Origin of the sequence: Amycolatopsis sp. FBCC-B4732, from assembly GCF_023008405.1 — a bacterium.
In the GTDB taxonomy this organism is placed as follows: Bacteria; Actinomycetota; Actinomycetes; order Mycobacteriales; family Pseudonocardiaceae; genus Amycolatopsis; species Amycolatopsis pretoriensis_A.
In genome coordinates this window covers 4,975,381-4,999,910 of sequence record NZ_CP095376.1, presented here as the reverse complement: position 1 = coordinate 4,999,910, position 24,530 = coordinate 4,975,381, and the positions used below count along the sequence as shown (strand labels likewise).

The following is a 24,530-nucleotide window of genomic DNA, read 5'->3' as shown; positions in this document are numbered from 1 at the left end:
CGCCGTGGCTACCCGACCACGCTCGCGAGGAAGGTGCGGACTTCGGCGGCGAGGGTGCGCATCTCCTCACCGGCCGCGTGCACGGTGGTGGTCTCGAAGCGCCACTCCTCGGCCGGCGGCCGGTCGTGGATGCCCCACGTCAGGTGGACGTGGCCGCCGGAGCGGTGTTCCGCCGAGATCGTCAGGTCGTGTTCCAGGGAATGCCAGGCGCGCGCCCCTTCCCCGCCGCGGAAGTCCTCGGCCAGCGTGGCGAGGAAGGCGTCGAGGCCGTCGCCGTCCCACGTCCGCACCCGGGTCTCGACGCTCACCCGTGGCCCGCGGGGTTTCACCAGGAAGTCGAGCGCGGGATCCTTCCCGAACGGCCTCGCCGGCTCGGACAGGAGCAGGTGAACCGGTCGTGGTCCGGGATCTCCCACGTGGACCGTCGGGCCGTCTTCGATCATTCGAGCAGGTCAGAAGCCGTGAGACTCGATGACCAACTGCCGGCTCCGCGCCGCCGGCACCCGCTAAGCGTCGTCCAGGGTTCGCAGCTCGGCCAGGTGGTCGCGCAGCCAGCGCTCGGACGTGTCCACGTGCATCAGCGCGGCGGCGGTGGCCACGGCGGGGTCGCGGCCGGCCAGCGCGTCGTAGATCGCCTGGTGCTGGGACAAGGTCTCGTGCGTGGCGCCCCGGTCGACGGTGCCGCGCCAGATCCGCGCGCGCAGCGTCCGCGAGGAAATGCCGTCGAGCAGGGCGGTCAGGGTCTCGTTGCCCGCGGCGGTGATCACCTCGCGGTGGAAGGCGGCGTCGAGCACGGTCAAGCGCTCGACGTCTTCGACCGCTTCCTGCATCGCGTCGAGCAGCTCGGCCACGGTCCGCAGCCGGTCGTCGGTGATCCGGGTGGCGGCGAGGCCGGTGGCCGCCGGTTCCAGGAGCCGCCGCACCTCGGTCAGCTCCAGCACGGTGCCGTCCTGCATGAGCGAGACCGCGTTGCCGAGGCCTTCCAGCAGCAGGCCGGGCGCGAGGCTGGTGACGTAGGTGCCGTCGCCGCGGCGCACTTCGAGGACTCGCGCCAGCGCCAGCGCCTTGACGGCTTCCCGCGTGGGACTGCGGGAAATCCCGAGTTCGGCGGCCAGCTCGTGCTCGGGCGGCAGCCGCGAACCCGCCGGGAACCGGCCGGAGCGGACGAACTCCCGGATCCGGTCGATCGCTTCGTCGGTCAGGGACCTCGCCATGGTGCTCCTCGGACAGTGCTTGGCGAGATCCTATCAGTCATGTGATGAATGCTTGCGGATCGCGGCGTTGTTCGCCTTATTCGACGGATTCTCCGACAGATGATCACCAGACGTATGATGTTCACGCTGCTGTCGTCAAGTCAGGCCGGGCGGCGTCACCGCCGGGCGGCGGCCAGCCACTCCCGCAGCGCGGCCGCCTGGTCCGGGTCGGCGTCCGGCACCGGCGCGCCGCTGATCGTCGCCACCAGCGTGTGATATTTCTTCAGCAGCTTCAGGCCGGTCGACTCGGCCAGCCACCGCGCGGCCCTGCCGTCCGGGGCGGCGTAGACGGACTCCTGTGGGGCACGCTCCCCGGTCATGGCGGCGACGAGGTCGGTGGCGCCGTCGGCCGCGCGCTCGGCGAGCTCGCGGGCCCGCGGGGAGTCGGCGGCGACGCCGGCCTGCCGGGCCGCTCGGGCTTCGAGCAGGAGCTTCCGGTGCGCTTCGAGGCGGGCCAGCATCTCCGGCGTGGTCATCAGCCGGCCGCGATCGGCGGCGAAGGCGCGGTGGTAGAAGTCCCGCACCGACGTCCGGAAGTCCTCGTCCCGCACGAGATCGGCCAGCTCGATCCACGCTTCGAGCTGCTCGGTCGACGGCTCCTCCGGCAGGTTCGGGCGCCGGCTGCGCAGCTGCTCGACGTACGCGGGGTGGACGTCCAGCCCCTCGGTCACGAACTCCCAGAACGCGGCGACGAGCCGGTCCCGCTCATCGTCGGACAGGGAGACGAGCTTGTGCAGCAGGCCGACCTGGTCCGCGGTCGTCTCCTGCCGCACGATGGTCCGCAGCACGGCGCGGCGGGCCCGGAACTGCCGCAGCCGGTCCTCGACCAGCCGCAGGTGCGCGCGGGCCAGGTCGGGCAGGGTGGTCTCCTCGGCCAGCACCCGGCGGATGTCGGCCAGCCCGGCACCGAGGTCGCGCAGGGTTCGCACGAGCTCGAGCCGGGAGATGGCCTGCACGTCGTAGCGCCGGAAGCCGCCTTCAGTGAGAGCGGTGGGCGCGACGACGCCTTCGTCGGCGTAGAACCGGATCGCGCTCACGCTCAAACCGGTGCGGTGAGCGACGTCCCCGATGGAGTACAGCTCGGTCATGACACCACTATGGGAGCTCAAGTGGCTTGAGAGTCAAGGACTCCGCTGCCGGCCGGTCAAGTGGCGAACTGCCACCAGTTCACGTTGAACAGGTAGCCGCTGCCGCCGGTGAAGCGCAGCACCAGGTCCTGGGTGCCGGTGGCGCCGGTGACCGGGCAGGACACCGACGTCCACGTCTGCCAGCCGCCGGTCTCCGTGACCGTGCAGCGGCCGACGACCGTGCCGGTGGTGCTGCCCAGGCGCAGCTCGATCGTCCCGCCGGCGGCCGCGGAAGCGACTCGCGCGGTGAACGTCTTCGCGCCCGCGCCGAAGGCGACGTTGCGGACCTTGATCGAGTCGCCGTTTTCGAGCCACCCGACGTCCATGCCGCCTTCGGAAGCCGGTTCGGTCTCGATGCCGGAGCCCCAGGCGATCGTCTCCGCCTCCTGCCGGGTGTACGGGTTCAGCGTGTCGGCCGGTGGCGGCCCGGCGCTGGTCATGGTGATCGCCGGGATGCTGCCGTCGGCGTTGTAGGCGAACTTCTCCACCGCCACCGAGCGGGTGTAGCCGCCCCCGCCCGGGAGGGCGCCGTTGTGGTAGAAGAAGTACGAGCCGCCCTTGAAGTCCACCAGCCCCGGGTGGTTGGTGAAGCTGCTGCCCTGCGTCGGCATCACCGTGCCCCGGTAGGTCCACGGACCGGTGGGGCCGGGCGAGGTGGAGTAGCCGATGAACTCCGAGCAGCACTTGGCCGCGAACACGTTGTAGTACAAGCCGTTGCGCTTGAAGACCCACGGGCCTTCCTCGTACAGCGTCGGGCGGCTGGCGTTGCCGGTCCGCGTGCCGAACCCGGCCGTGGTGAGCGGGATCTGCGTGGGACCGCTCGAGATCGACGTCATGTCGGCGTTCAGGCGCACGTACCAGAGGTTGGGGTTGCCCCAGTACAGGTACGCCTGGCCGGTGTCGTCGATGAACACCGTGGGGTCGATCTCGCCGTTCTCGACGAGCGGGTGGCCGAGCGCGTCGCGGAACGGCCCGGTGGGGCTGTCCGCGACGCCGACGCCGATGGCCATCCGGCCGGTGGCGCGGTCGACCACCGGGACGTACCAGTAGAACTTGCCGTTGCGCTCGACGGCCTGCCCGGCCCAGGCGTCCTGCTTCGCCCAGCTGAACGTCGCCAGGCTCATCGGCGAGCCGTGGTCGGTCCAGTTGACCATGTCGGCGGACGACCAGACGCGCCAGTCCTTCATGGTGAAGTACGTGGAACCGTCCTCGTCGTGCCCGGTGTAGAGGTAGACCCGGCCGTCGTGCACCAGCGGCGCCGGATCCGCCGTGTAGATGTGCTGCACGATCGGGTTGTCCGCCCGGGCGGCGCCGGGCAGGACGGCGACGGTGGCGACGACGGCGGTCGCCCCGGCGAGCAGGCGGGTCAGGCGGCGGCGCACGTGGACGTCACCCCTTCGGCGCTGCCGGTGCCCTGGAAGCCGAACTCGGTGGACTGCCCGGCCGCGACGGTGCCGTTGTAGCCGACGTTGGCCCACGTGACGGTGCCCGACGTGCCGCTGTTGCCCGCGCTCCACGAGCTCGTGACGGCGGCACCGGACGGCAGGACCGTCGTCACGCGCCAGCCGGTCAGGCCGGCGGCGCCCGCGGTGACCTTGACGGTCGCGACGAAGCCCCCGTTCCAGGAGTTCAGGGAAACCGACGCGCTGCAGCTGCCCGGGACCGGCGTGGTCGTGGTCGTGGTGGGCGTCGTCGGGGTGGTCGGGGTCGTCGGCGTGGTGGTCACGGTCGGGCCGCCGGCGTTCAGCGCGTCGAGAACGCTGTTGTACGCGGCTTTTTTGTTGCCGTTGTTGTCGAAGAGCAGCGGGTTCTGGCCGGTGCGCCACGAGTCGCTGTCGCGGATGCCCCAGACCGTGATGCCGGCGCAGCGCGAGACGGCGAGGCAGGCGCGGGTGACCGTGCCGTAGACCGCGGCCTGGTTGGAACCGGAGATGTCCAGCTCGGTGATCTGGACCTCGACGCCGAGGTCGGCGAACCGCTGCAGGTTGGCCTGGTAGTCACCGGGCGCGGAGTTGGTCAGGTGGGACTGGAAGCCGACGCAGTCGATCGGGACGCCGCGGGACTTGAAGTCGCGGACCATGTTGTACACACCGGTGCTCTTCGCGTTGACGCCGTCGGTGTTGTAGTCGTTGTAGCAGAGCTTCGCGCCCGGGTCGGCGGCGCGCGCGGCGCGGAAGGCGGCTTCGATCCAGTCGTTGCCGGTGCGCTGCAGGTTGGAGTCGCGCCGCCCGCCGCCGCCACCGTCGGCGAACGCCTCGTTGACGACGTCCCACGCGTACACCTTGCCCTTGTAGTGGGTGGCGACCTGGGTGACGTGGTTGAGCGCGGCCTGGCGCAGGTCCGAGCCGCTCAGGCCCTGGGCCCAGCCCGGTTGCTGCTGGTGCCACAGCAACGCGTGCCCGCGCACCCGCTTGCCGTTGCCGACCGCCTGGTTGAGGATGCGGTCGCCGCCGCTGTAGTTGAACTGCCCGCGGTTGGGCTCGGTGGCGTCCCACTTCATCTCGTTTTCCGGCGTGACCATGGTGAACTCCCGGTTCAGGAGGTTCACGTAGGTCGAGTCGCCGAGCTTCCCGGCCGAGACGGCGGTGCCGAAGTACCGGCCGGTCTGGGCGGCCGACGCACCGAGCGTCGTGGCCGCGCCGGCGGAGGTGGCCAGCGCCAGCGAAATCCCGAGTGACGCCGCGAGCAGCGCCGAGGCGAGTGCCGCGCGGGACAGGGACCGCGATGTCAGCTTCATGGTGGGCTCTTCCTGGGAAGCACCTGGGGTGGGCCAGGCGGGGGTGGGCAGGACGCGGGGTCGGCTGGGCTGTTATCGCTAACACCTTCGGCCCAGCCTGAGCTTCCGGCCGGACGGGTGTCAATCACCGCGGCCGGGACACCGGGAGGCCGGGCGCCGGTCCGGACGGGCGCGCACTTCAGGGCGCGATCGTGCGTCCACGACGGACAGTCCGGCCGTGAAAGTTGCATGCGCGGCAACGCCGGGCCCGCCCGGGCCGAGAGGTCCGGCCAGTGTCTCCGGGCGTGAAGCTCCCCCGAACGCACCAAGACAGGACGTGATGTTAGCGCTAACGTCATCGTGCCCTCCCGACCGCAGTGTGGCTGAACGGAGATTCCGGTGACCTCGTCCTTCACCCGCCGGCAATGGCTGCGCGCCGCCGGCGCCGCCGCGATCGCTTCCGCCGCCGGACCCGCCGTCGGAGGCGCTTTCGCCGACGCCGCGGCCGCTCCGGCCCGCGCGGCGGCGGCCGGGGTGGCCGCGTCCCCCTTCGGCCTCGGCCAGGTGCGCCTGACCGCGAGCCGGTGGCTGGACAACCAGCAGCGGACGCAGAACTACCTGCGGTTCGTCGACGCCGACCGGCTGCTGTACAACTTCCGGGCCAACCACCGCCTGTCCACCGGCGGCGCGGCCGCCAACGGCGGCTGGGACGCGCCGGACTTCCCGTTCCGCAGCCACGTCCAGGGCCACTTCCTGACGGCCTGGGCGCAGCTCTGGGCGGTGGCCGGCGACACCGTCTGCCGGGACAAGGCCGCGTACGTGGTGGCCGAGCTGGCCAAGTGCCAGGCGGCCAACGGGTCCGCCGGGTTCGCCGCCGGCTACCTGTCGGGCTTCCCCGAGTCCGACTTCGACAACCTCGAGGCCGGCCGCCTGTCCAACGGCAACGTGCCGTACTACTGCATCCACAAGACCATGGCCGGCCTGCTCGACGTGTGGCGGTACTGCGGGAGCACCCAGGCCCGTGATGTGCTGCTGAACCTGGCCGGGTGGGTCGACCGGCGGACCGCCCGGCTCGACCAGAGCCGGATGCAGTCGGTGCTCGGCACCGAGTTCGGCGGCATGAACGCCGTGCTGACCGACCTTTCGCTGGACACCGGTGACACGCGGTGGCTGGCCGTCGCGCAGCGGTTCGACCACGCCGCCGTGTTCGATCCGCTGGCGGCGGGCCGCGACCAGCTCGCCGGGCTGCACGCCAACACCCAGATCCCCAAGTGGATCGGCGCCGCGCGGGAGTACCAGGCCACGGGCACCACCCGCTACCGGGACATCGCCACCAACGCGTGGGCCATCACCGTCGGCGCGCACACCTACGCCATCGGCGGCAACAGCCAGGCCGAGCACTTCCGCGCGCCCGGCGCGATCGCCGCGTACCTGAACCAGGACACGTGCGAGAGCTGCAACACCTACAACATGCTGAAGCTGACGAGGGAACTGATCACGCTCTACCCGGACCGCGCCGACCTGGCCGACTACTACGAGCGGGCGCTGCTCAACCAGATGATCGGCCAGCAGAACCCCGCCGACAGCCACGGGCACGTCACCTACTTCAGCTCGCTGAACCCGGGTGGCCGGCGCGGGCTCGGCCCGGCGTGGGGCGGCGGCACGTGGAGCACCGACTACACCTCGTTCTGGTGCTGCCAGGGCAGCGGGCTGGAGACCCAGACCAAGCTCTCCGACTCGATCTACTTCCGCGCCGGCACGACGCTGATCGTCAACCAGTTCCTGCCCTCGGTGCTCACCTGGACCGAGCGCGGCATCACCGTCACCCAGACGACGTCCTTCCCGGCCGGCGACACGACCACCCTGACGGTCACCGGGACCGTGAGCGGAACCTGGGACCTGCGCCTCCGCATCCCGGGCTGGACCAGCGGGGCGACCATCGCCGTCAACGGCGTGACGCAGAACGTCGCCACCACCCCCGGCAGCTATGCGACCGTGACCCGGTCCTGGGCCGCCGGCGACACGGTCACCGTCCGGCTGCCGATGAAGGTCGTGCTGCGGCAGGCCGACGACAACGCGAACGTCGCGGCGATCACCTACGGACCGGTCGTCCTGGCCGGCAACTACGGCACCGGCACGCTCAGCGGCCTGCCCGCCCTCGATCCGGGCTCGGTCACCCGGACCAGCGGCAGCGCGCTCACCTTCAACGCCAAGGCCAACGGTGCCACCGTGGGCCTGGTGCCCTTCTACGACGCGCAGGGCTTCAACTACACGGTCTACTGGAAAACCGGCGGGACGGCGACCTACCGGTTGGTAAACGCGGGCAGCGGGCTGCTGCTGGGCATCGAGAACATGTCCACCGCCGACGGCGGCCGCGCGCTGCAGTGGACCGACAACGGCACGGCCGACCACGAATGGGAAGTCGTCACCGACGGGACGGCCGTCCGGTTCCGCAACGTCAACAGCGGCAAGGTGCTCGGCGTCCGTGACATGTCCACAGTGGACAACGCCCAGGTCCTGCAGTGGGCGGACAACGGCACGGCCGACCACCGGTGGACGGTCGCCGACCAGGGCGACGGCACGGCGAAGATCCGCAACGTCAACAGCGGCAAGCTGCTGACCGTCGCGGGCGGCTCGACCGCCGCGGGCGCGTTCGCCGTCCAGGGGCCCGACAACGGCACCGCCGCGACCCGGTGGCGCCTCGTGCGCACCGGCTGATCGCGGTGGGCTCGTCGGTGGGTGCCGGGTCAGGGTAGGGACTATTGCTGGTTTGGTTGCCCGCTGCAGGTCCAGAGGATCAGTGCGGTGCTTTTGGTCGTGTCTTGTCCGGTTGCGTCGAGGCACAGTCCGGGCTGGGCCCCTCGTGGTGGTGTCGTTCGTGGTGGGCTCGTCGGTGGGTGTCGGGTCAGGGTAGGGACTATTGCTGGTTTGGTTGCTCGCTGTAGGTTCACAGGATCAGTGCGGTGCTTTTGGTCGTGCCTTGTCTGGTCGCGTTGAGGCACAGCCTGGACTGGGCCCCTCGTGGTGGTGTCGTTGGGTCTGCCCAGACTTCGGTTGACACCGGAGCTGACTGTTTCTCAGGCCGCTGCTGCGGTCGTGTAGATGGTCTCAAACTCGACCGGGGTGAGCTTGCCCAGCCCTCGTTGCCGGCGTTTGCGGTGGTACTTCGTCTCGATCCAGGACACGATCGCCAACCTCAACTCCTCGCGAGTGCGCCACCGCCGGGTATCGAGAACGTTCTTCTGCAGCAGCGAAAAGAACGACTCCATCGCGGCGTTGTCACCACAGGCACCGACCCTGCCCATCGACCCGGCAAGCCCATGGGCACGCAGCAAACGCCGGTAGGCTCCCGAGCGGAACTGGGCTCCACGGTCGGAGTGGACCACGACATCGCGCGGGTCGCGTAGGGCAATCGCGTTGCGCAGCGCACTGACCGCGAGTGAGGCCCGCATGTGCGAGGCGATGGAATATCCGACGATCTTGTTGGAGTAACAGTCTTTGATCGCACACAAGTACAGCTTGCCCTCACCGGTGGGATGCTCGGTGATATCGGTCAGCCATTTGGTATTCGGCGCGTCGGCGGTGAAGTCGCGGCGCACGAGGTCATCGTGCACCGGCGGTCCCGCCTGACGGGAACGGCCTTTCTTTTTGGCGTGCAACGAGAAGATCTGCTGCATGGAGCAGATCCGCCACACGCGGTTCTCCGACGCGGCATAGCCGCGGCGGGCGAGTTCATCGGCGATGAACCGGTACCCGTCCGCCGGGTCGTCGGCGTGGATCTCGAGCGCGGCGTTGATTAGGTGCGCGTCGTCCCAGTCCCGCCCGCAGACTGGCGCTGCGCACCACTGGTAGTAGGCCTGCCGGGAGATCCCCAGCACCCTGCACGTCACCGCGACCGGCACCCTGATCGGGGCGCTGGCCGCGGCCAGTTCACGGACGAGCGGGAAGGCTATTTTCCCGGCAAATTGCCCTGCGCCAGGTAAGCCGCGGCCTTGCGCAGGACCTCGTTATCCTGCTCCAGCAACCGGTTTCGCTTACGCAACTCCCGCAGCTCGGCGGACTCCTCGCGGGTCACGCCGGGCCGGGCGCCGTCTTCGACGTCGGCGGCGCGCAGCCAGTTGGCCAGGCACGACTCGGAGATCCCGAAGTCTTTGGCGACCTGCTTCAGCGGGGTCTCGCCGCGACGGGCGACGGCGACCACGTCGTCACGGAACTCGCGGGGATAGGGCTTGGGCACGGTGACATCCTTCCAGGCGAGACCGGAGCCTCACAGGTGAGGTGTCAACCAGACTCTGGGCAGACCCTTGCGTCGAGGCACAGTCCGGGCTGGGCCCCTCGTGGTGGTGTCGTTCGTGGTGGGCTCGTCGGTGGGTGCCGGGTCAGGGTAGGGACTATTGCTGGTTCGGTTGCCCGCTGCAGGTCCAGAGGATCAGTGCGGTGCCGTTGGCCGTGTCCTGTCCGGTCGCGTCGAGGCACAGTCCGGGCTGGGCCCCTGTGATGGTGCCGTTCGCGGTGGGTGCCGGGTCAGCGCAGGGACCACTGCTGGTTCGGTTGCCCGCTGCACGTCCACAGGATCAGCGCGGTGCCGTTGGCCGTGCCCTGTCCGGTCGCGTCGAGGCACAGCCCGGACTGGACCCCCGTGATGGTGCCGTTCGCGGCGACCGTCCACTGCTGGTTGGTCTGGCCGTGGCAGGCCCAGACGATCACCGGGGTGCCGTTCGCCGTGCCGTGGCCGGATGCGTCGAGGCACTTCGAGCCCGCGACGACCAGCTGCCCGCCGGCTGGGGTCCACGCCTGGCCGGTCTGACTGCCGCAGTCCTGCAGCCGCACCGGGGTGCCGTCGGCCGCGCTGCCGGCGTCCGCGCAGCGGCCCGATTGCGCGCCGACGATCTGCCGGGCACCGCTGGTACCCGGTGAGCCGATGCTGCCGGCCACGGACCGCAGCGCGGCGAACCAGGCGGCGGCCATCTTGTCGTAGCCGGCCGCCGTGGGGTGGATGCCGTCGACCAGGTCGGCGGCGGTCAGCGCCGCGTGCATGTCGACCAGGTGCACGTGCTTGCCGGCGTTCTGCTTCGCCTGCACGATCCCCGGGATCGCGGAGTTGAAGGTGCGCGCCGCGGACTCCTGGCCCGCGTTGGCGAGCGGGATGATCGTCGCGACGAAGACCTCGGCGTCCGGCGCCGTCGCCGTGATGTGGTCGACCAGCGCGGACAGCCGGGCGGGCGCACGGGTGACGTCGTAGTTCTGCAGGACGTCGTTGGTGCCGATGTGCAGCAGGACCGTGTGCGGGGTGCTCGTCCGCAGCCAGCCGGTGACGTTCGCGTCGATCTGGTCGATGCGCCACCCGGGGTGGCCTTCGTGGTCGTGGTCGCCGAGGGCGGCCGGGCCGTTGTACTGCGAGCCGGTGAAGTCGACCTGGTAGCCGCCCGCCGCGAGCCGCTGCCAGAGGCCGATCCGGTAGCCGCCGGGCACCTGCGTGCCTTCGGTGATCGAGTCGCCGAGCGGCATCACCCGGGTCCCGCCGTTCGACTCGGCGGCGGCCGGGCCGCCCGGGAGGAACGCGCTCAGGAACAAGGCCGTCACGGCCGCGAAAACCCGGATCTTCATGATTCTCCTCGAGTCAGCCGAAGGTCCACTTCTGACCGGCCTGGCCGGTGCACGTCCACAGCCGGACGGCCGTGCCGTTCGCGGTGCCGCCGTCGGTCACGTCCAGGCACAGCCCGGACTGGACGCCGGTGATCGTGCCGTTCGCGGTCGTCTGCCAGCGCTGGTTGGCCCCGCCGTTGCAGGTCCAGCTGACGACCTTGGTGCCCGGCGTGGTGCCCTGGCCGGAGGCGTCCAGGCAGCGGGTGCCGCCGAAGGTGGTGAGCTCGCCGGCGGCGGTCCGGGCCCACGACTGGTTGCCGCCGCCGGTGCAGTCCCAGAGCTGCACCCGCGAGCCGGGTGTCGTGCTCGCGCCGTCGACGTCCAGGCACTTGCCGAGCGCGCGCACCGGGCCCGCGGCCGGGCCGGTGGTGCCGGTGCCCGCGGCGGCGATGACCTGCTGGGCGCCGGACGGCCAGTTCGTGCCGCTCACCTGGACGTTGCCGGTCAGGACGTTGTTGTGGGGCGAACCGGTGGCCACCTGGGTGGCGCCGCCGTTGTACCAGTTGCCGCCGAAGGTGCTGTCGTTGGTGTTGTTGGTGCCGCTCGCGTTGGTGAAGGCCCAGACCCCGGAGTCCTGGATCACGTTGGCCGACAGCGTCACGTAGCGGGAGCCCTCGTCGAGGTACAGCCCGACCGTGCGGTTGTTGTCGAAGACGTGGTTGTGGTCGACGGAGCTGCCCGGGTCGGCCGACAGGTGGTAGATGCTGCCACCGTCGTGCATCAGCTTCTTCGTGCCGTGCACGCGGTTGTAGCTGATGACGGTGTCCCGCAACGTCGTCGGCGTCGAGTACACCGGCTGGTAATCGTACAGGCCGCGGTTGCGGTAGTCCTGGCTGCCGCCCGGGTCGTTGGCGCCCCAGCCCCAGCCGACGTCGATCCCGTCGTAGGTCAGGTCCGCCACGTCGTTGTGCGTGATGACGGTGTGCGTCGCGTAGGTCGAGAGGATGCCGGCCATTTCGCGGTAGTCCAAGGCGACGCGGGACACCGTGTTGTACGACAGCGTGACGTCGCGGTTCGTCATCGCGGCGTTCGCCGGGTGGTGCGCGTCGGGGCGCACGCCGCCGACGACGATGCCGCCGCCCGAGACCTCGGTGAAGGTGTTGTGGTCCACGGTGATCGACGACGCGCCGAGCCCGATCCCGGCGGCGTGCGCGTTCGCGTCGTTGCCGATGCCCAGCGCGACCTGCCCGAGGTCGGTGAAGGTGTTGCCGCTGAACGTGATCCCCGTGGCGGCCGAGACTCCGACGGCGGCGGGCACCTGCGCCCAGCCGTTGCGGGCGCCCTCGAACTGCTTGCAGCCCGACTGGCACGAGGTCAGGAAGTCGCCCGGCATCGGCGCCGCGGCCGGGAGGAACGTGCCGGTCTGCTGGTTCGCGTACCCGGCCGGCGTGCTCGGCCCGAGCCAGGTGGTGTGCTCGAAGTGCAGGCCCTGGAACGCGATGCCCCGCACCGGGTCGTCGTAGCTGCCGCCGAGCTGCAGCAGCGACGTCAGCCGCGGGAGCTCGACGTCGTGGCTGCCGGGCACCCAGCCGCCCGGTGCCTTGTAGTAGAGCTTCCCGGCCGCCGGGTCCAGGTACCACTGGCCGGTGTTCTTGAGGAACGAGTACGAGTTCTCGAGGAACAGCTGGCCGCCGCCGAAGGGCTTCGCGAGGGTGTCGTAGCCCCAGTTGTTGTTGTTCCACGCGGGTTGCTGCATGACGATCGAGGTGCCGCTGATGTGGTCGACGGGGGAGTACCGGTCGGTGAACGAGTTCTGGCTCTCCACCTCGATCCGGTTCTGCCGGGGCAGCGTGGCCAGGTAGTTCAGCGCGGAGTTGGTGATGGTCAGGCCGGACGTCGTGACCTGCACGTCATTGCGCGAGACCGGGATCGACGCGCGCGGCGCCAGCGCGCCGTCCACGAACAGCTGGCGGGAATCGGCGCCGGCCGGCACGGCCGCCACCCAGATGTTCTGGCTCGCGTCCTGCACGCTCCAGCCGGTGACCTGCGTGCCGCCGGACAGGACCGGCGTCTGGCCGGGCGCGGCCTGCCAGGTGACGGTGTGGCCGTTCCGGCCGGAGTCGGCGCTGGTGAACGAAAGCGGGGCGGCCAGGCGGTAGGTGCCGCCGGCGAGCTGGACGACGACGTCGTTGCCCGCCGACTGGGCGCGGGCCAGCTGCTGGGCCTTCGCCGGGGTCGCGACGGGCCGGTCGGGCGTGCCCGGGCCGGTGTCGTCGCCACCCGGCGCGACGGCGATGGTGACGGTCGCGGCGCGGGCGGGCGGCGCGGCGAACGCCGTCACCACGAGGGCGGCGGCGAGCGCGGCGGCCAGGGATCCGGTGCGCGGCGGCATGGTGGGTACCTCTCCGGGGAGTCGATGTGTCCGACTCATTCGAAGCCGGGATGCGGGCCAGGTCAATTCCCCGGCTCTTTTCGAAGGCTTCAACTGCGGGAACACATGTAAGTTTCACGGGGTTTCGCGGGAATTGACCGGACGGCGGGGCCGCGCGGTACAGTCACCCTCCAGCACCCGGTGAGTCATACTCATCGGGTGACCCGCAACGAGGAAGCCGCACCGTACCGGCCCGGGTACGAGGTCGTGGCCGAGCAGCTGCTGCACCTGATCGCGGAGCTGCGGTTGCGGCCCGGTGACCGGATGCCGACCGAGGTCGAGCTGGCGGCGCGGATGGGAACCAGCCGGACCGTGGTGCGGGAGGCCGTCAAGATCCTCTCGGCGATCGGCCGGGTGCGCGCGCACAAGGGACGTGGGCTGTATGTGTCGGACGACGAAGGCATGCTCGGCGCTTCCCGCTGGGGCGGCTCCTTCCTGCCCGCCGACCTCGACCACGTGTACTCGCTCTTCGAGTTCCGCCGGGTCCAGGAAACCGCGGCCTGCCGGCTGGCGGCGACCCACGCCACCCCGGCGGAGCTGCGTGCGATCGAGGCCGCCGCCGAGACCTGCCGCCAGGGGCACCTGACCGGGCAGGCCGCGTTGTTCGACCGCGGCGACGACGACTTCCACCTGCGCGTCGCCACGGCGTCGCACAACCAGTTCCTCGTCGCGGCCGTGCGCGAAGCCCGCGGCCTGCAACGCCAGACGAACGTCATCGGGATGTCCGGCTCGGTCGGCGGGCACGCTCCGGGCGCGATCGAGGAGCACGCCGCCATCCACCGGGCGATCCGCGACGGCGAACCGGACGCCGCGGCCCGGGCCATCGCCGTCCACCTCGACAACACGCTGGCGGACTACCGCCGGGAGATCCAGCGGCGTCTCTTCGGCCGGTGAGCGCACCCCGCCGAGCGCCGTCCTTTGTGGACTTGTGCTGCCTTCACGCCGGTGGAATCCGTTGTGGGTGAGTAAGTTTCACCCCGCATTGACCTTTGCGGCCGGCCGCTTCTATCTTGGCTCATGTCCGTTCGGTCGGTGATCGGGCGAACGCACAGCGCGCACCCCGCGCGTTCCCTGCACTCCTGAGAAGGAGCACCCGTGACGATGCTGTCTCGCTCGCTCCGCGCGGCTGTCCTGCTCGCGGCACTGGTCCTGGGGCTCGTGGCACCCGTGTCCGCCGCGCCCGCGGCGGCCTTCAAGGTCCTGGTGTTCTCGAAGACCACCGGCTTCCGGCACGACTCCATCCCGGCGGGGATCGCCGCGATCCGGCAGCTGGGTCAGCAGAACGACTTCGCGGTCGACGCCACCGAAGACGACGCGCAGTTCACCGACGCCACCCTGGCCCAGTACGCCGCCGTCGTCTTCCTCTCCACGACCGGCGACCCGGTCGGCACGCAGGCCGGCAAGGACGCGTTCCGCCGCTACATCCAGCACGGCGGCGGGTTCGCCGGCGTCCACGCGGCGTCGGACAGCGGCTACGACTGGGCCTGGTACGGCCAGCTCGTCGGCGCCTACTTCAAGCAGCACCCCGCCCAGCAGAACGCGCTGGTGAAGGTGGAAGACCCGAACCACCCGTCCACGCAGGGGCTGCCCGCGCAGTACACCCGGTACGACGAGTGGTACGACTTCCGCGCGAACCCGCGCCCGTCCGTGCACGTACTGACCACAGTGGACGAATCCAGCTACACGGGCGCCACGATGGGCGCGGACCACCCGACGACCTGGTGCCACGCCTTCGACGGCGGCCGCGCCTGGTACACCGGCATGGGCCACACGATCGAAAGCTTCAGCGAACCGAACTTCCTGCACCTGCTGCTGGGCGGGATCCGCACCGCGGCCGGAGCCGCCCCCGCCGACTGCTCGGTCACCACCACGCCGCCCCCGGCCGGCAAGCAGATCGCGGGCGCGCAGTCCGGCCGGTGCGTCGAGGTGCCGAACTCCGCCACCACCAACGGAACGCAGGTGCAGCTGCGGGACTGCGTCGCCGGGCAGGCGAACCAGTCGTGGACCTACACCGCCGGCAAGCAGCTCGTGGTCTACGGGAACAAGTGCCTGGACGCGTCCGGCCGCGGTACGGCCAACGGCACGCAGGTGATCATCTGGGACTGCACCGGGCAACCCAACCAGCAGTGGAATGTTAACGCGAACACGATCACCGGCGTCCCGTCGAACCTCTGCCTGGACGCCTCCGGCCGCGGTACGGCCAACGGCACGAAGATCATCCTGTGGTCCTGCAGCGGCCAGGCCAACCAGCAGTGGTCCCTCCGCTGACCGTCCCTCCCCCGTCTCGAGGAGAGCTCGTCATGTCCGGATTTTCCGCGCTGCGCCGCGGCGCGCTGGCGGTGGCCGGGGTCCTGGCCGCCGCCCTGGTCCCGGTGCTCACGACCCCGGTCGGCCCGGCGGCCGCGGCGGCGCTGCCGCCGGACTCGAAGTTCCAGAAGGTCACGCTGCACACCGAAACCGGCAACCCGATGGCGATGGACGTGGCGGCGGACGGGCGGGTGTTCTACATCGACCGCCTCGGTGACGTCAAAGTCGTCAAGCCCAACGGCACCGCGGTCCTCGCGACGCACCTGAACGTCTTCACGGCCAACGAGTCCGGCGGGCTCAACATCGGGCTCGACCCCGGGTTCGCGACCAACCAGTGGATCTACGTCTACTACTCGCCGAACAACGCCGGCAACGTCGACCGCCTGAGCCGGTTCACCGTCAGCGGCGACACGATCGACCAGTCGACCGAGAAGGTCGTGCTGGACGTCCCGGTGCAGCGCGCGGAATGCTGCCACCACGGCGCGGGCCTGGTGATCGACAAGAAGAACGGGAACCTGTGGTTGTCGCTGGGGGACAACACCAACCCGTTCGCTTCCGACGGGTACAGCCCGCTCGACCAGCGCTCGGGGCGCGCGTACTGGGACTCCGAACGCACCGCGGGCAACACCAACAGCCTGTCCGGCAAGGTCCTGCGGATCCACCCGGAAACCAACGGGAGCTACACGATCCCGTCGGGCAACCTGTTCGCCCCCGGCACCGCGAACACCCGCCCGGAGATCTACACGATGGGCGAGCGCAACCCGTTCCGGATGGGCCTCGACCCCAAGACCGGCTACCCCCTCGTGGCCAACTACGGCCCCGACGCGCCCAACGCCAGTTCCACCCGCGGCCCGCAGAACACCGTCGAGTGGGACGTCGTGAGCAAGCCCGGCAACGCCGGCTGGCCGTTCTGCGTCGGCCCGAACCTGGCCTACCACCAGTACAACTTCGCCACCGGCGCGTCCGGCGCGCAGTTCGACTGCGCCGGCGGTCCCACCAACAGCTCGCCCAACAACACCGGCCTGACCAAGCTGCCGCCCGCGATCCCGGCCCAGGTCTACTACCACTACCAGGCCGACCCGGCGCACTTCCCGCAGCTGTCCGGCGGCGCGCCGATGGCCGGCCCGGTCTACCGGTTCGACCCGAACCTCGCCTCCACCCGCAAGTGGCCGGTGGACTTCGACGGCCGCGCGGTCTTCGCCGAGTGGAACACCAGCGCGATGTACACCTTCCAGCTCGACGGGAACGGCACGAACGTCACCTCGATCGACCCGCTGCTGCCGTCGGTGAAGTTCAACCGGCCGATGGACTTCAAGTTCGGCCCGGACGGCGCGCTCTACGTCATCGAGTGGGGGACCGGGTACGGCGGCGGCAACAGCGACGCGTCCATCGACCGCGTCGACTACCTCGGCGGCGGCTCGGCCGCGCCGGTCGCGAAGGCCACCGCGGACCGCACCAGCGGCCCGGCCCCGCTCACCGTGAACTTCAGCAGCGCCGGCTCGGCCGACTCCGGCGGCTCCGCGCTGCGCTACTCGTGGAACTTCGGTGACGGCACCACCTCGACCGCGGCGAACCCGGGTCACACCTACGCCGCCGGCAACTACACCGCGGTGCTCACCGTGACGAATTCGGCGGGCGCCACCGGGACCGCGAGCGTCACCGTCACCGCCGGCAACACGGCACCCACCCTCACCTTCACCACGCCACCGAGCGGCGGGGTGTTCGACTGGGGCGACAAGGTGAACGTCGCCGTCACGGTCACCGACCCCGAGGACGGGACGGTCGACTGCGGGCAGGTGACCGTCCAGGCCTACCTCGGCCACGACGAGCACGGCCACCCGCTCGACCAGTACCCCGGCTGCACCGCGTCGATCCAGACCACGCTTTCGTCCGGGCACAGCGAGAACGACAACATCTTCTACGTCCTCGAGGCGTCCTACACCGACAAGGGCGGGTCCGGTGGCGCCAACCCGATCACCGGCCGCACGCAGGTGATCCTGCAGCCCAAGCACAAGCAGGCGGAGTTCTACACCGCCACCGGCCGCACCGCCGACGGGAAGGGCACCGACACCGCGGGCGTCACCGTGGAGGCCGCCACCGACCCGATGGGCGGCGGCAGCAGCGCGGCGTTCATCCAGGACGGCGACTGGTGGTCGGTCGACCCGCTCGCGCTGAACGGCGTCACCGGCCTCGAGGTCCGGGCGTCCTCGGGCGGGTCCGGCGGCACGCTGGAGGTGCACCGCAACGCCCCGGACGGCGCGCTGGTCGCCTCGGTGCCGATCACCGGGACCGGGGGCTGGCAGAACTGGCAGGACTTCACCGCCGGCCTGAGCAACCCCCCGACCGGCACCGGCACGCTGTACTTCGTCGCCCGCAACCCCGCCGGCCAGACCGGAGCCGCGTACCTGTTCAACGTCAACTGGATCCACTACACCGGCGCCGGGGTCGGCCTGCCGGGAACCCCGCCGCCGTCGGGGAAGCAGATCGTCGGCACGCAGTCCGGCCGGTGCGTGGAGGTGCCGAACTCCTCGACGGCGAACGGCACCCAGGTCCAGCTGCGCGACTGCGGCAGCCAGGCCGCCAACCAGCAGTGGACCCCGACGAGCGGGAAACAGCTGACGGTCTACGGGAACAAGTGCCTCGACGCGTCCGGCAAGGGCACCGCCAACGGCACGCAGGTGATCATCTGGGACTGCACCGGCCAGCCGAACCAGCAGTGGAACGTCAACGCGAACGGCACCATCACCGGTGTCCAGTCGGGGTTGTGCGTGGACGCGAACGCCCAGGGCACGGCCAACGGCACGAAGATCATCCTCTGGTCCTGTGGCACGCAGGCCGCCAACCAGCAGTGGAGCCTCCGATGAGACACGTGATCCGCGTCCTGCTCGCGACGCTGCTCCTGCTGCCCCTGACGGTGGCGCTGACCGCCGGCCCGGCGTCGGCCGCCGCGTTGACCCGAGTGACCGGCTTCGGCGCCAACCCGACCAACCTCGGCATGTACCTCTACGTGCCCGACAAGCCGGCGGCCAAGCCGGCGCTGCTCGTGCTCGTGCACTACTGCAGCGGTTCGGCGGGCGCGATCTTCAACGGCAACGGGCACGACTACGCGACGGCGGCCGACCGGTACGGCTACCTCGTCGTCGTACCCGAAGCGACGCGTGACGGGCACTGCTTCGACGTCTCCACGAAGGCGGGCCTGACCCGCGACGGCGGCAGCGACTCCACCGGCATCATGGCGATGGTCGCCTGGACCCGCCAGCACTACAACGTGGACCCGGGCCGGATCGTGGTCAGCGGCTTCTCATCGGGAGCCATGATGACGAACGTCCTCGCCGCCGAGTACCCGGACGTCTTCTCCGCCGCTTCCGCGTTCTCCGGCGTGCCGGCCGGGTGCTTCGCGACCACCGACGGTTCGCTGTGGAACAGCCAGTGCGCGGGCGGGAACGTCGTCAAGTCCGCGCAGCAGTGGGCCGATCAGGCCCACGCGATGTACCCCGGCTACTCCGGCGGTTACCCGAGGATGCAGCTGTGGCACGGGAACCAGGACACCACCCTGGCGTACCCGAACTACGGCGAAGAGATCAAGCAGTGGACCGCCCTGCGCGGGCTGAGCCAGACGCCGTCCGCCACCGACCACCCGCAGTCGTCGTGGACGCGGAACCGCTACGGCGGCACCGGCGCCCAGGCCCCGGTCGAGGGCATCACCATCGCGGGCACCGGGCACACCCTGCCGCAGAACGGGATGCTCGCGTACGCGATCTCCTTCCTCGGCCTCGACAGCACGGGTGGGAGCGCACCCACCGGGAGCCCGGTGCGGTCGGTCGCGGCCGGGCGGTGCCTGGACGTACCCGGCCAGTCGGCCACGCAGGGGACGCGGCTGCAGCTGTGGGACTGCCACGGCGGCGCGAACCAGTCGTGGACGGCCACCGCGGCCGGGGAACTGACCGTCTACTCCGGCGACACCCTCCGCTGCCTGGACGCCGAAGGCGGCGGGACCAGCGCCGGCACGGCCGCGATCATCTGGGCGTGCCACGGCGGGGCGAACCAGAAGTGGCAGGTCAACGCGGACGGCACGATCACCGCGCCGCAATCGGGGCTCTGCCTCGAAGCAGCCTCGACCGCCAACGGCGCCGCCGTTCGGCTCGGGACCTGCACCCACGCCACGAACCAGCAGTGGACCCGGACCTGATCGGCGTCCCCTGTGACGAGAAAGGAGCTCGCGCGATGGTGAAGTTCAGACGTCTGTTCGCGTCCGCCGCGATCGGGGCGCTGGTGGCGATGTCCGGGGCCGGGACCGCGCAAGCCGCCGCCCCCGCCGCGGGCACCGCGGGCTGCGGAGCCGCCCCCGGGCTGGCGAGTGGCAGCCACACGATCTCCAGCGGCGGCCAGAACCGCAGCTACATCCTGCGGGTCCCCGCGAACTACGACAGCAGCCACGCCTACCGGCTGTTCGTCGGGCTGCACTGGCGCGGCGGCACGGCCAACGACGTCGACTCGGGTGGGACCGACGGCTACAACTGGTCCTACTACGGGCTCCGGCGGCTCGCCGACACCGCGGGCAACACCACGATCTTCGTGGCGCCGCAGGGCAACGGCAACGGCTGGGCCAACCCCGGCGGCCAGGACGTCACGTTCGTCGACGACCTGCTGAGGCAGCTCGAGAACGCGCTGTGCGTCGACACCTCCCAGGTCTTCGCCGGCGGGTTCAGCTACGGCGGCGCGATGAGCTACGCGCTCGCCTGCGCCCGGCCCGCCGTCTTCCGCGCGGTCGCGGTCTACTCCGGGGCGAACCTCAGCGGGTGCGCCGGCGGCACCCAGGCGGTCGCCTACATCGGGATGCACGGCATCGGCGACAACGTCCTGCCGATCGCGTCCGGCCGCTCGCTGCGCGACCAGTTCGTCCGGAACAACGGCTGCACCGCGCAGAACCCGCCGGAGCCCTCGAGCGGCAGCCACACCCACATCGTCACGGCCTACTCCGGCTGCCGGGCCGGGTACCCGGTGGTCTGGGCCGCCTTCGACGGCGGCCACGACCCCGGCCCGCGCGACGGGTGCACCTGCAGCGGCTGGCAGACCTGGACGTCCGGCGAGGTCTGGAAGTTCATCACCCAGTTCGATTCGTCGACCCCGCCGTCCGGGTCGCCGGTGCAGGTCGGCGTGAACTACACCCTCGCGGCCGAACACAGCGGCAAGCTCCTCGACATCAGCGGCGTCTCCACCGCGGCCGGCGCGCTGCTGCAGCAGTGGCCCGCGACCGGCGGCCAGAACCAGCAGTTCGACTTCCTCGACTCCGGCGACGGCTACTACCGCATCCGCGCCCACCACAGCGGCCTGGTCCTGCAGGTGGCGAGTTCGGCCACCGGCGCCGACATCAGCCAGCAGCCGGACTCCGGCGCCGCCGCCCAGCAGTGGCGGGTGACCGACCAGGGCGGGGGCGTGGTCGGCCTGGTCAACCGGCTGAGCGGCCTCGCGATGGACGTGTGGGGAGCTTCGACCGCCGACGGCGCCCGGATTTCCCAGTGGACGCCGTCGGGCGGTGCCAACCAGCGGTTCCGGGTTCAGCGCACCTGAGGCACCCGGCGATATCCTCGAGCGAGCCCGCGAAGACAACGACGTCTTGGGAGAGCCACCGTGTCCATCGCCGAGTCACCCGAATTCCGTCCGACCCTGGCCGACGTCGCGCGAGCGGCGGGGGTGTCCACCGCCACCGCGTCCCGCGTGCTCAACGGCTTTCCCCGGGTCCGGCCGAAAACGCGCAAGCAGGTCGAGTCCGCGATGTCGGCGCTCGGCTACGCCCGCCAGCGGGCCGCGCGAGGGGCGGCGGGACCGACCGGATCGGTCGCGCTGGTCGTGTGCGAAGAGGTCCTGCGGCTGTTCGCCGACCCGTTCTTCGCCCGCATCGCCGCGGGTGCGGGGCGGGAGCTGACCGCGGCGGGGCTGCAGCTGGTGCTGCTGACCGTGCCCGCGACGGAGGACTACCAGGCGCCGGTGGTGCGCTACCTCGACGGCGGTCACGTCGACGGGGCGCTCGTCGTCGGGATGCACGGGCGCCGCCCGCTCGACCTGGGCTGGCTCGGGATCCCGGTGGTGTTCGGCGGCCGTCCGGTGTGCGCGGGGGAGCCGGGCCGGTTCTCCTACGTCGACGTGGACAACCGCGGCGGCGCCGAGCGGGCGACCCAGCGGCTCCTCGACGCGGGGCGGCGGTCGGTGGCGACGATCGCCGGGCCGCAGGACATGACCGCGGGCGTGGACCGGCTGCTGGGCTACCGGCAGGCCGTGGTGGGTGCCGGGCACGGTGACCGGGGGCTGGTGGTCTTCGGGGACTTCGGCCAGGCGTCCGGCCAGCAGGCGACCGCGCGCCTGCTGGAGCGCCGGCCGAACGTCGACGCCATCTTCGCGGCTTCGGACATGATGGCGGTCGGCGCGCTGCGTGCGCTGCACCGCGCCGGTCGCCGGGTACCCGCCGACGTCGCCGTCATCGGGTTCGACGACCTGCCGATCGGCCTGCGCACGGATCCGCCGCTCACCACCGTGCGCCAGCCGATCGAGGAGATGGGCGCGCGGATGACCGACGAGCTGCTCGCGATGCTCGGGGGCTCGGCCACTCCGTGTTGCGCGGTGCTGGACACCGAGCTGGTCCTGCGCGCTTCCGCTTGATTGTGTTAACGCTAACACTCAGTTGCCCCTAGGAGGATTCGTGACCACTCGAGTCAACGCGGTGCGGGCCGTACTGGTCCTGGCCGCGATGGTGGCGGCCGCGCTGACCGGCGCGACGCCGGCGTCCGCGGCCGCGACGGCGCTGACCGGCGTGGCGTCGGGCCGGTGCCTGAACGTCCAGGGCGGCGTCGACACGCCGGGCACCGCGCTGGAGATCCGGGACTGCACCGGCCAGGCGAGCCAGGCCTTCGAGTTCACCGCCGCCGGTGAGCTGCGGGCGCTGAACGGGACGCGGTGCGTGGACGCCTACGGCAACCGGACCGCGCCGGGGACGGCGGTGATCATCTGGTCCTGCACCGGCGGGGCGAACCAGCAGTGGCGGCAGAACTCCGACGGGACGGTCACCGGCGTCCAGTCCGGGCTCTGCCTCGACGTCACCGGGGCCGGCACGGCCAACGGCACCGCGGTCATCCTCTGGACCTGCCACGGCCAGAGCAACCAGCGGTGGAGCACCGGGAGCACACCGCCCTCGGGGGCGGGCCCGTGCGACATCTACGCCTCGGGCGGGACACCGTGCGTCGCCGCGCACAGCACCGTGCGCGCGCTTTACGGCTCCTACGGCGGAAACCTGTACCAGGTCCGGCGCGCGTCCGACAACGCGACCCGCGACGTCGGCGTGGTGGCCGCGGGCGGCGCCGCCGACGCTTCGGCCCAGGATTCCTTCTGCACCGGGACTTCCTGCGTCGTCACGGTGGTCTACGACCAGTCCGGCCGGGGCAACGACCTGTGGTACCAGGGCTCGAGCGTGGTCCCCGGCTCCAGCCAGAGCAGTCCCGCGAAGGCGACCTCGGAGTCCCTGACGGTCGGCGGCCGGAAGGCGTACTCGCTCTACATCAACCCGGGCAACAGCTACTGGCGCGACGGGCACCTGACCGGCGTGCCCACCGGCAGCGCGCCCGAGGGCATGTACATGGTGACCAGCGGGACGCACGTCAACAGCGGCTGCTGCTTCGACTACGGCAACAGCGAAACGACCAGGAAGGCCGACGCCGCCGGCGCCATGGACGCGATCAACTTCGGCAAGCAGTGCTGGTTCGGCGGCTGCTCCGGCACCGGCCCGTGGGTGCAGGGCGACCTGGAGTGGGGGCTCTACCCCGGCGGCAGCCAGACGTGGAACCCGAACCAGCGGGCGTTCACGAGCAAGTTCGTCACGGCGGTGCTGAAGAACAACGGGACTTCGCGGTTCGCCCTCAAGGGCAGCGACGCCCAGGCCGGCGGTCTCACCACCCTGTGGGACGGCGGCCTCCCGAACGGGTACAGCCCGATGAAGAAGCAGGGGGCGATCGTCCTGGGCAGCGGCGGCGACTGCTGCAAGCCCGGCGGCGGCGCCAACCTCAGCGCGGGGACGTTCTACGAGGGAGCGATGGTCGCCGGCTACCCGTCCGACGCGACCGAGAACGCGGTGCAGGCCAACGTGGTCGCCGCCGGCTACCGCTGAGGGCCGCTGCACCCGCGGGGAGAGCGGGGTGGGACCGGTCGATCGGGCGGCCGCTCCCACCCCGTCTCCGTTCCCCTGGGGTCGTGAGTGTTTAGGAGGGTTGGAACCCCTCGGGTTCTAGCGGTCGTCGCAACACCTGACACTGGAGGTGTTGCCATGGCAGAAAACCGTCGACGCTGACTGCCCCGCGACGTCCGGGTGGCGTTCTGGGACCAGATCCGAGCAGGCTGGCGGCGTGATCACCAACGCGCCATCAGCCTGCTCGGGCCGCTATCTGTCCCTGGCGAACGCGAAGAAATCATGGTCCTGCACGACCGAGTCCAGCAGGACCTGACCGCCCGGTGGTCCCCGCAACAGATCGCTGCCAGGCTGATCGCCTGCCTGCGCACCGGACGCGCGATCCGCGCACCCCAGCGCACCCCCGACGGGCGCCGCACCCGCGCAGGCAAGATCACCGGGATGGTGCCGATCTCCGCCCGGCCGGCCGAGGCCGCCGACCGGGCCGTCCCGGGGCACTGGGAAGGCGACCTGATCGTCGGCAAGGACAGCCGGTCGGTCATCGGCACCCTGGTCGAGCGCACCACCCGGTTCTGCCTGCTGCTGCACCTGCCCGAGGGCAAAGACGCCGCCGCGGTGGCCGAGGCGATGATCGCCATGATCCGGTGGTTGCCGCAGGAGTTGCGCCGGTCGCTGGCCTGGGATCAGGGCACCGAGATGGCCCGGCACGCCACGATCACGATGGCCACCGAGATGGCGATCTACTTCTGCGACCCGCATTCACCCTGGCAGCGCGGGTCGAATGAGAACACCAACGGCCTGCTGCGTCAGTACTTACGGTCGTGCTCGTAAGACGCTCGGCTGGGACACCCCAGCCGAGCGACTCAACCAGCTACTGTCTACTCAAGGGTCTGTTGCGGCAACCACTTGAAACACCCACGTTTCCCGCTCACGACCC

At 70.9% G+C, this 24,530-nt stretch carries 17 protein-coding genes and 1 pseudogene; 9 read left to right on the top strand and 9 right to left on the bottom strand.

What is annotated here, in order from left to right:
• Positions 1-8: 8 nt before the first annotated feature.
• The 5 genes from MUY14_RS21325 to MUY14_RS21305 form a co-directional block, all read right to left on the bottom strand.
• A complete protein-coding gene (locus MUY14_RS21325) occupies positions 9-443 on the bottom strand; it encodes a DUF6228 family protein (protein ID WP_247024936.1) in 435 nt (144 codons plus the stop codon).
• 63 nt (positions 444-506) lie between these two features.
• Positions 507-1,214 (bottom strand): FadR/GntR family transcriptional regulator, encoded by a 708-nt coding sequence (locus tag MUY14_RS21320; RefSeq protein ID WP_247024935.1) that lies wholly within the window; start codon positions 1,212-1,214, stop codon positions 507-509.
• A gap of 155 nt (positions 1,215-1,369) precedes the next feature.
• Positions 1,370-2,341 carry a MerR family transcriptional regulator gene (locus MUY14_RS21315; RefSeq protein ID WP_247024934.1) on the bottom strand — a complete coding sequence of 324 codons (972 nt, stop codon included), beginning with the start codon at positions 2,339-2,341 and terminating at the stop codon, positions 1,370-1,372.
• 56 nt (positions 2,342-2,397) lie between these two features.
• Positions 2,398-3,762 (bottom strand): glycoside hydrolase family 43 protein, encoded by a 1,365-nt coding sequence (locus MUY14_RS21310; RefSeq protein WP_247024933.1) that lies wholly within the window; start codon positions 3,760-3,762, stop codon positions 2,398-2,400.
• Complete coding sequence (locus MUY14_RS21305; protein WP_247024932.1) at positions 3,747-5,117, bottom strand: endo-1,4-beta-xylanase; 1,371 nt, start codon at positions 5,115-5,117, stop codon at positions 3,747-3,749. Before MUY14_RS21305 ends, MUY14_RS21310 begins: the two co-directional genes overlap by 16 nt.
• A gap of 378 nt (positions 5,118-5,495) precedes the next feature.
• Here MUY14_RS21305 and MUY14_RS21300 point away from each other — a divergent pair, with 378 nt between their 5' ends.
• Positions 5,496-7,814, top strand: a complete 2,319-nt coding sequence (locus MUY14_RS21300; RefSeq protein WP_247024931.1) for a beta-L-arabinofuranosidase domain-containing protein — start codon at positions 5,496-5,498, stop codon at positions 7,812-7,814.
• 359 nt (positions 7,815-8,173) lie between these two features.
• On the opposite strand, the gene MUY14_RS21295 is transcribed toward MUY14_RS21300, so the two are convergent.
• From MUY14_RS21295 to MUY14_RS21280, 4 genes are all read right to left on the bottom strand, one after another.
• Positions 8,174-9,333, bottom strand: a protein-coding gene (locus MUY14_RS21295; protein ID WP_247024930.1) for an IS3 family transposase whose coding sequence is annotated in 2 segments (ribosomal slippage) — positions 8,174-9,052 and positions 9,055-9,333 — 1,158 coding nt in all. Because the reading frame shifts where the segments join, the coding sequence is not laid out codon by codon here.
• 154 nt (positions 9,334-9,487) lie between these two features.
• Positions 9,488-9,574, bottom strand: a complete 87-nt coding sequence (locus tag MUY14_RS21290; RefSeq protein ID WP_247025196.1) for a hypothetical protein — start codon at positions 9,572-9,574, stop codon at positions 9,488-9,490.
• Positions 9,575-9,620: 46 nt separating this feature from the next.
• Complete coding sequence (locus MUY14_RS21285; RefSeq protein WP_247024929.1) at positions 9,621-10,703, bottom strand: RICIN domain-containing protein; 1,083 nt, start codon at positions 10,701-10,703, stop codon at positions 9,621-9,623.
• Between the two features lie 13 nt (positions 10,704-10,716).
• The gene (locus tag MUY14_RS21280) at positions 10,717-13,074 is read right to left on the bottom strand and encodes a ricin-type beta-trefoil lectin domain protein (protein ID WP_247024928.1); all 2,358 of its coding nucleotides are present in this window, start codon (positions 13,072-13,074) and stop codon (positions 10,717-10,719) included.
• A gap of 198 nt (positions 13,075-13,272) precedes the next feature.
• Here MUY14_RS21280 and MUY14_RS21275 point away from each other — a divergent pair, with 198 nt between their 5' ends.
• From MUY14_RS21275 to MUY14_RS21235, 8 genes and pseudogenes are all read left to right on the top strand, one after another.
• The gene (locus MUY14_RS21275; RefSeq protein WP_247024927.1) at positions 13,273-14,007 is read left to right on the top strand and encodes a FadR/GntR family transcriptional regulator; all 735 of its coding nucleotides are present in this window, start codon (positions 13,273-13,275) and stop codon (positions 14,005-14,007) included.
• A 207-nt stretch (positions 14,008-14,214) separates the two neighbouring features.
• A complete protein-coding gene (locus tag MUY14_RS47135) occupies positions 14,215-15,381 on the top strand; it encodes a ThuA domain-containing protein (protein WP_315863290.1) in 1,167 nt (388 codons plus the stop codon).
• Positions 15,382-15,413: 32 nt separating this feature from the next.
• Positions 15,414-18,284, top strand: a complete 2,871-nt coding sequence (locus MUY14_RS21260; protein WP_247024926.1) for a PQQ-dependent sugar dehydrogenase — start codon at positions 15,414-15,416, stop codon at positions 18,282-18,284.
• Positions 18,281-19,609 (top strand): PHB depolymerase family esterase, encoded by a 1,329-nt coding sequence (locus MUY14_RS21255; RefSeq protein ID WP_247024925.1) that lies wholly within the window; start codon positions 18,281-18,283, stop codon positions 19,607-19,609. Before MUY14_RS21260 ends, MUY14_RS21255 begins: the two co-directional genes overlap by 4 nt.
• A gap of 35 nt (positions 19,610-19,644) precedes the next feature.
• Positions 19,645-20,991 (top strand): RICIN domain-containing protein, encoded by a 1,347-nt coding sequence (locus tag MUY14_RS21250; RefSeq protein ID WP_247024924.1) that lies wholly within the window; start codon positions 19,645-19,647, stop codon positions 20,989-20,991.
• Positions 20,992-21,051: 60 nt separating this feature from the next.
• A complete protein-coding gene (locus tag MUY14_RS21245) occupies positions 21,052-22,077 on the top strand; it encodes a LacI family DNA-binding transcriptional regulator (protein WP_247024923.1) in 1,026 nt (341 codons plus the stop codon).
• A 40-nt stretch (positions 22,078-22,117) separates the two neighbouring features.
• Entirely contained in the window at positions 22,118-23,575 is a 1,458-nt protein-coding gene (locus tag MUY14_RS21240; protein WP_281506320.1) for an arabinofuranosidase catalytic domain-containing protein, read from the top strand.
• A gap of 306 nt (positions 23,576-23,881) precedes the next feature.
• Positions 23,882-24,503, top strand: a pseudogene (locus MUY14_RS21235) (IS30 family transposase); the annotation flags it as partial.
• Between the last annotated feature and the right edge of the window lie 27 nt (positions 24,504-24,530).

Coding starts and splice junctions, on each gene's coding strand:
- MUY14_RS21325 (WP_247024936.1), bottom strand. CDS start 443: ATGATCGAAGACGGCCCGACGGTCCACGTGGGAGATCCCGGACCACGA.
- MUY14_RS21320 (WP_247024935.1), bottom strand. CDS start 1,214: ATGGCGAGGTCCCTGACCGACGAAGCGATCGACCGGATCCGGGAGTTC.
- MUY14_RS21315 (WP_247024934.1), bottom strand. CDS start 2,341: ATGACCGAGCTGTACTCCATCGGGGACGTCGCTCACCGCACCGGTTTG.
- MUY14_RS21305 (WP_247024932.1), bottom strand. CDS start 5,117: ATGAAGCTGACATCGCGGTCCCTGTCCCGCGCGGCACTCGCCTCGGCG.
- MUY14_RS21285 (WP_247024929.1), bottom strand. CDS start 10,703: ATGAAGATCCGGGTTTTCGCGGCCGTGACGGCCTTGTTCCTGAGCGCG.
- MUY14_RS21280 (WP_247024928.1), bottom strand. CDS start 13,074: ATGCCGCCGCGCACCGGATCCCTGGCCGCCGCGCTCGCCGCCGCCCTC.
- MUY14_RS47135 (WP_315863290.1), top strand. CDS start 14,215: ATGCTGTCTCGCTCGCTCCGCGCGGCTGTCCTGCTCGCGGCACTGGTC.
- MUY14_RS21260 (WP_247024926.1), top strand. CDS start 15,414: ATGTCCGGATTTTCCGCGCTGCGCCGCGGCGCGCTGGCGGTGGCCGGG.
- MUY14_RS21255 (WP_247024925.1), top strand. CDS start 18,281: ATGAGACACGTGATCCGCGTCCTGCTCGCGACGCTGCTCCTGCTGCCC.
- MUY14_RS21250 (WP_247024924.1), top strand. CDS start 19,645: ATGGTGAAGTTCAGACGTCTGTTCGCGTCCGCCGCGATCGGGGCGCTG.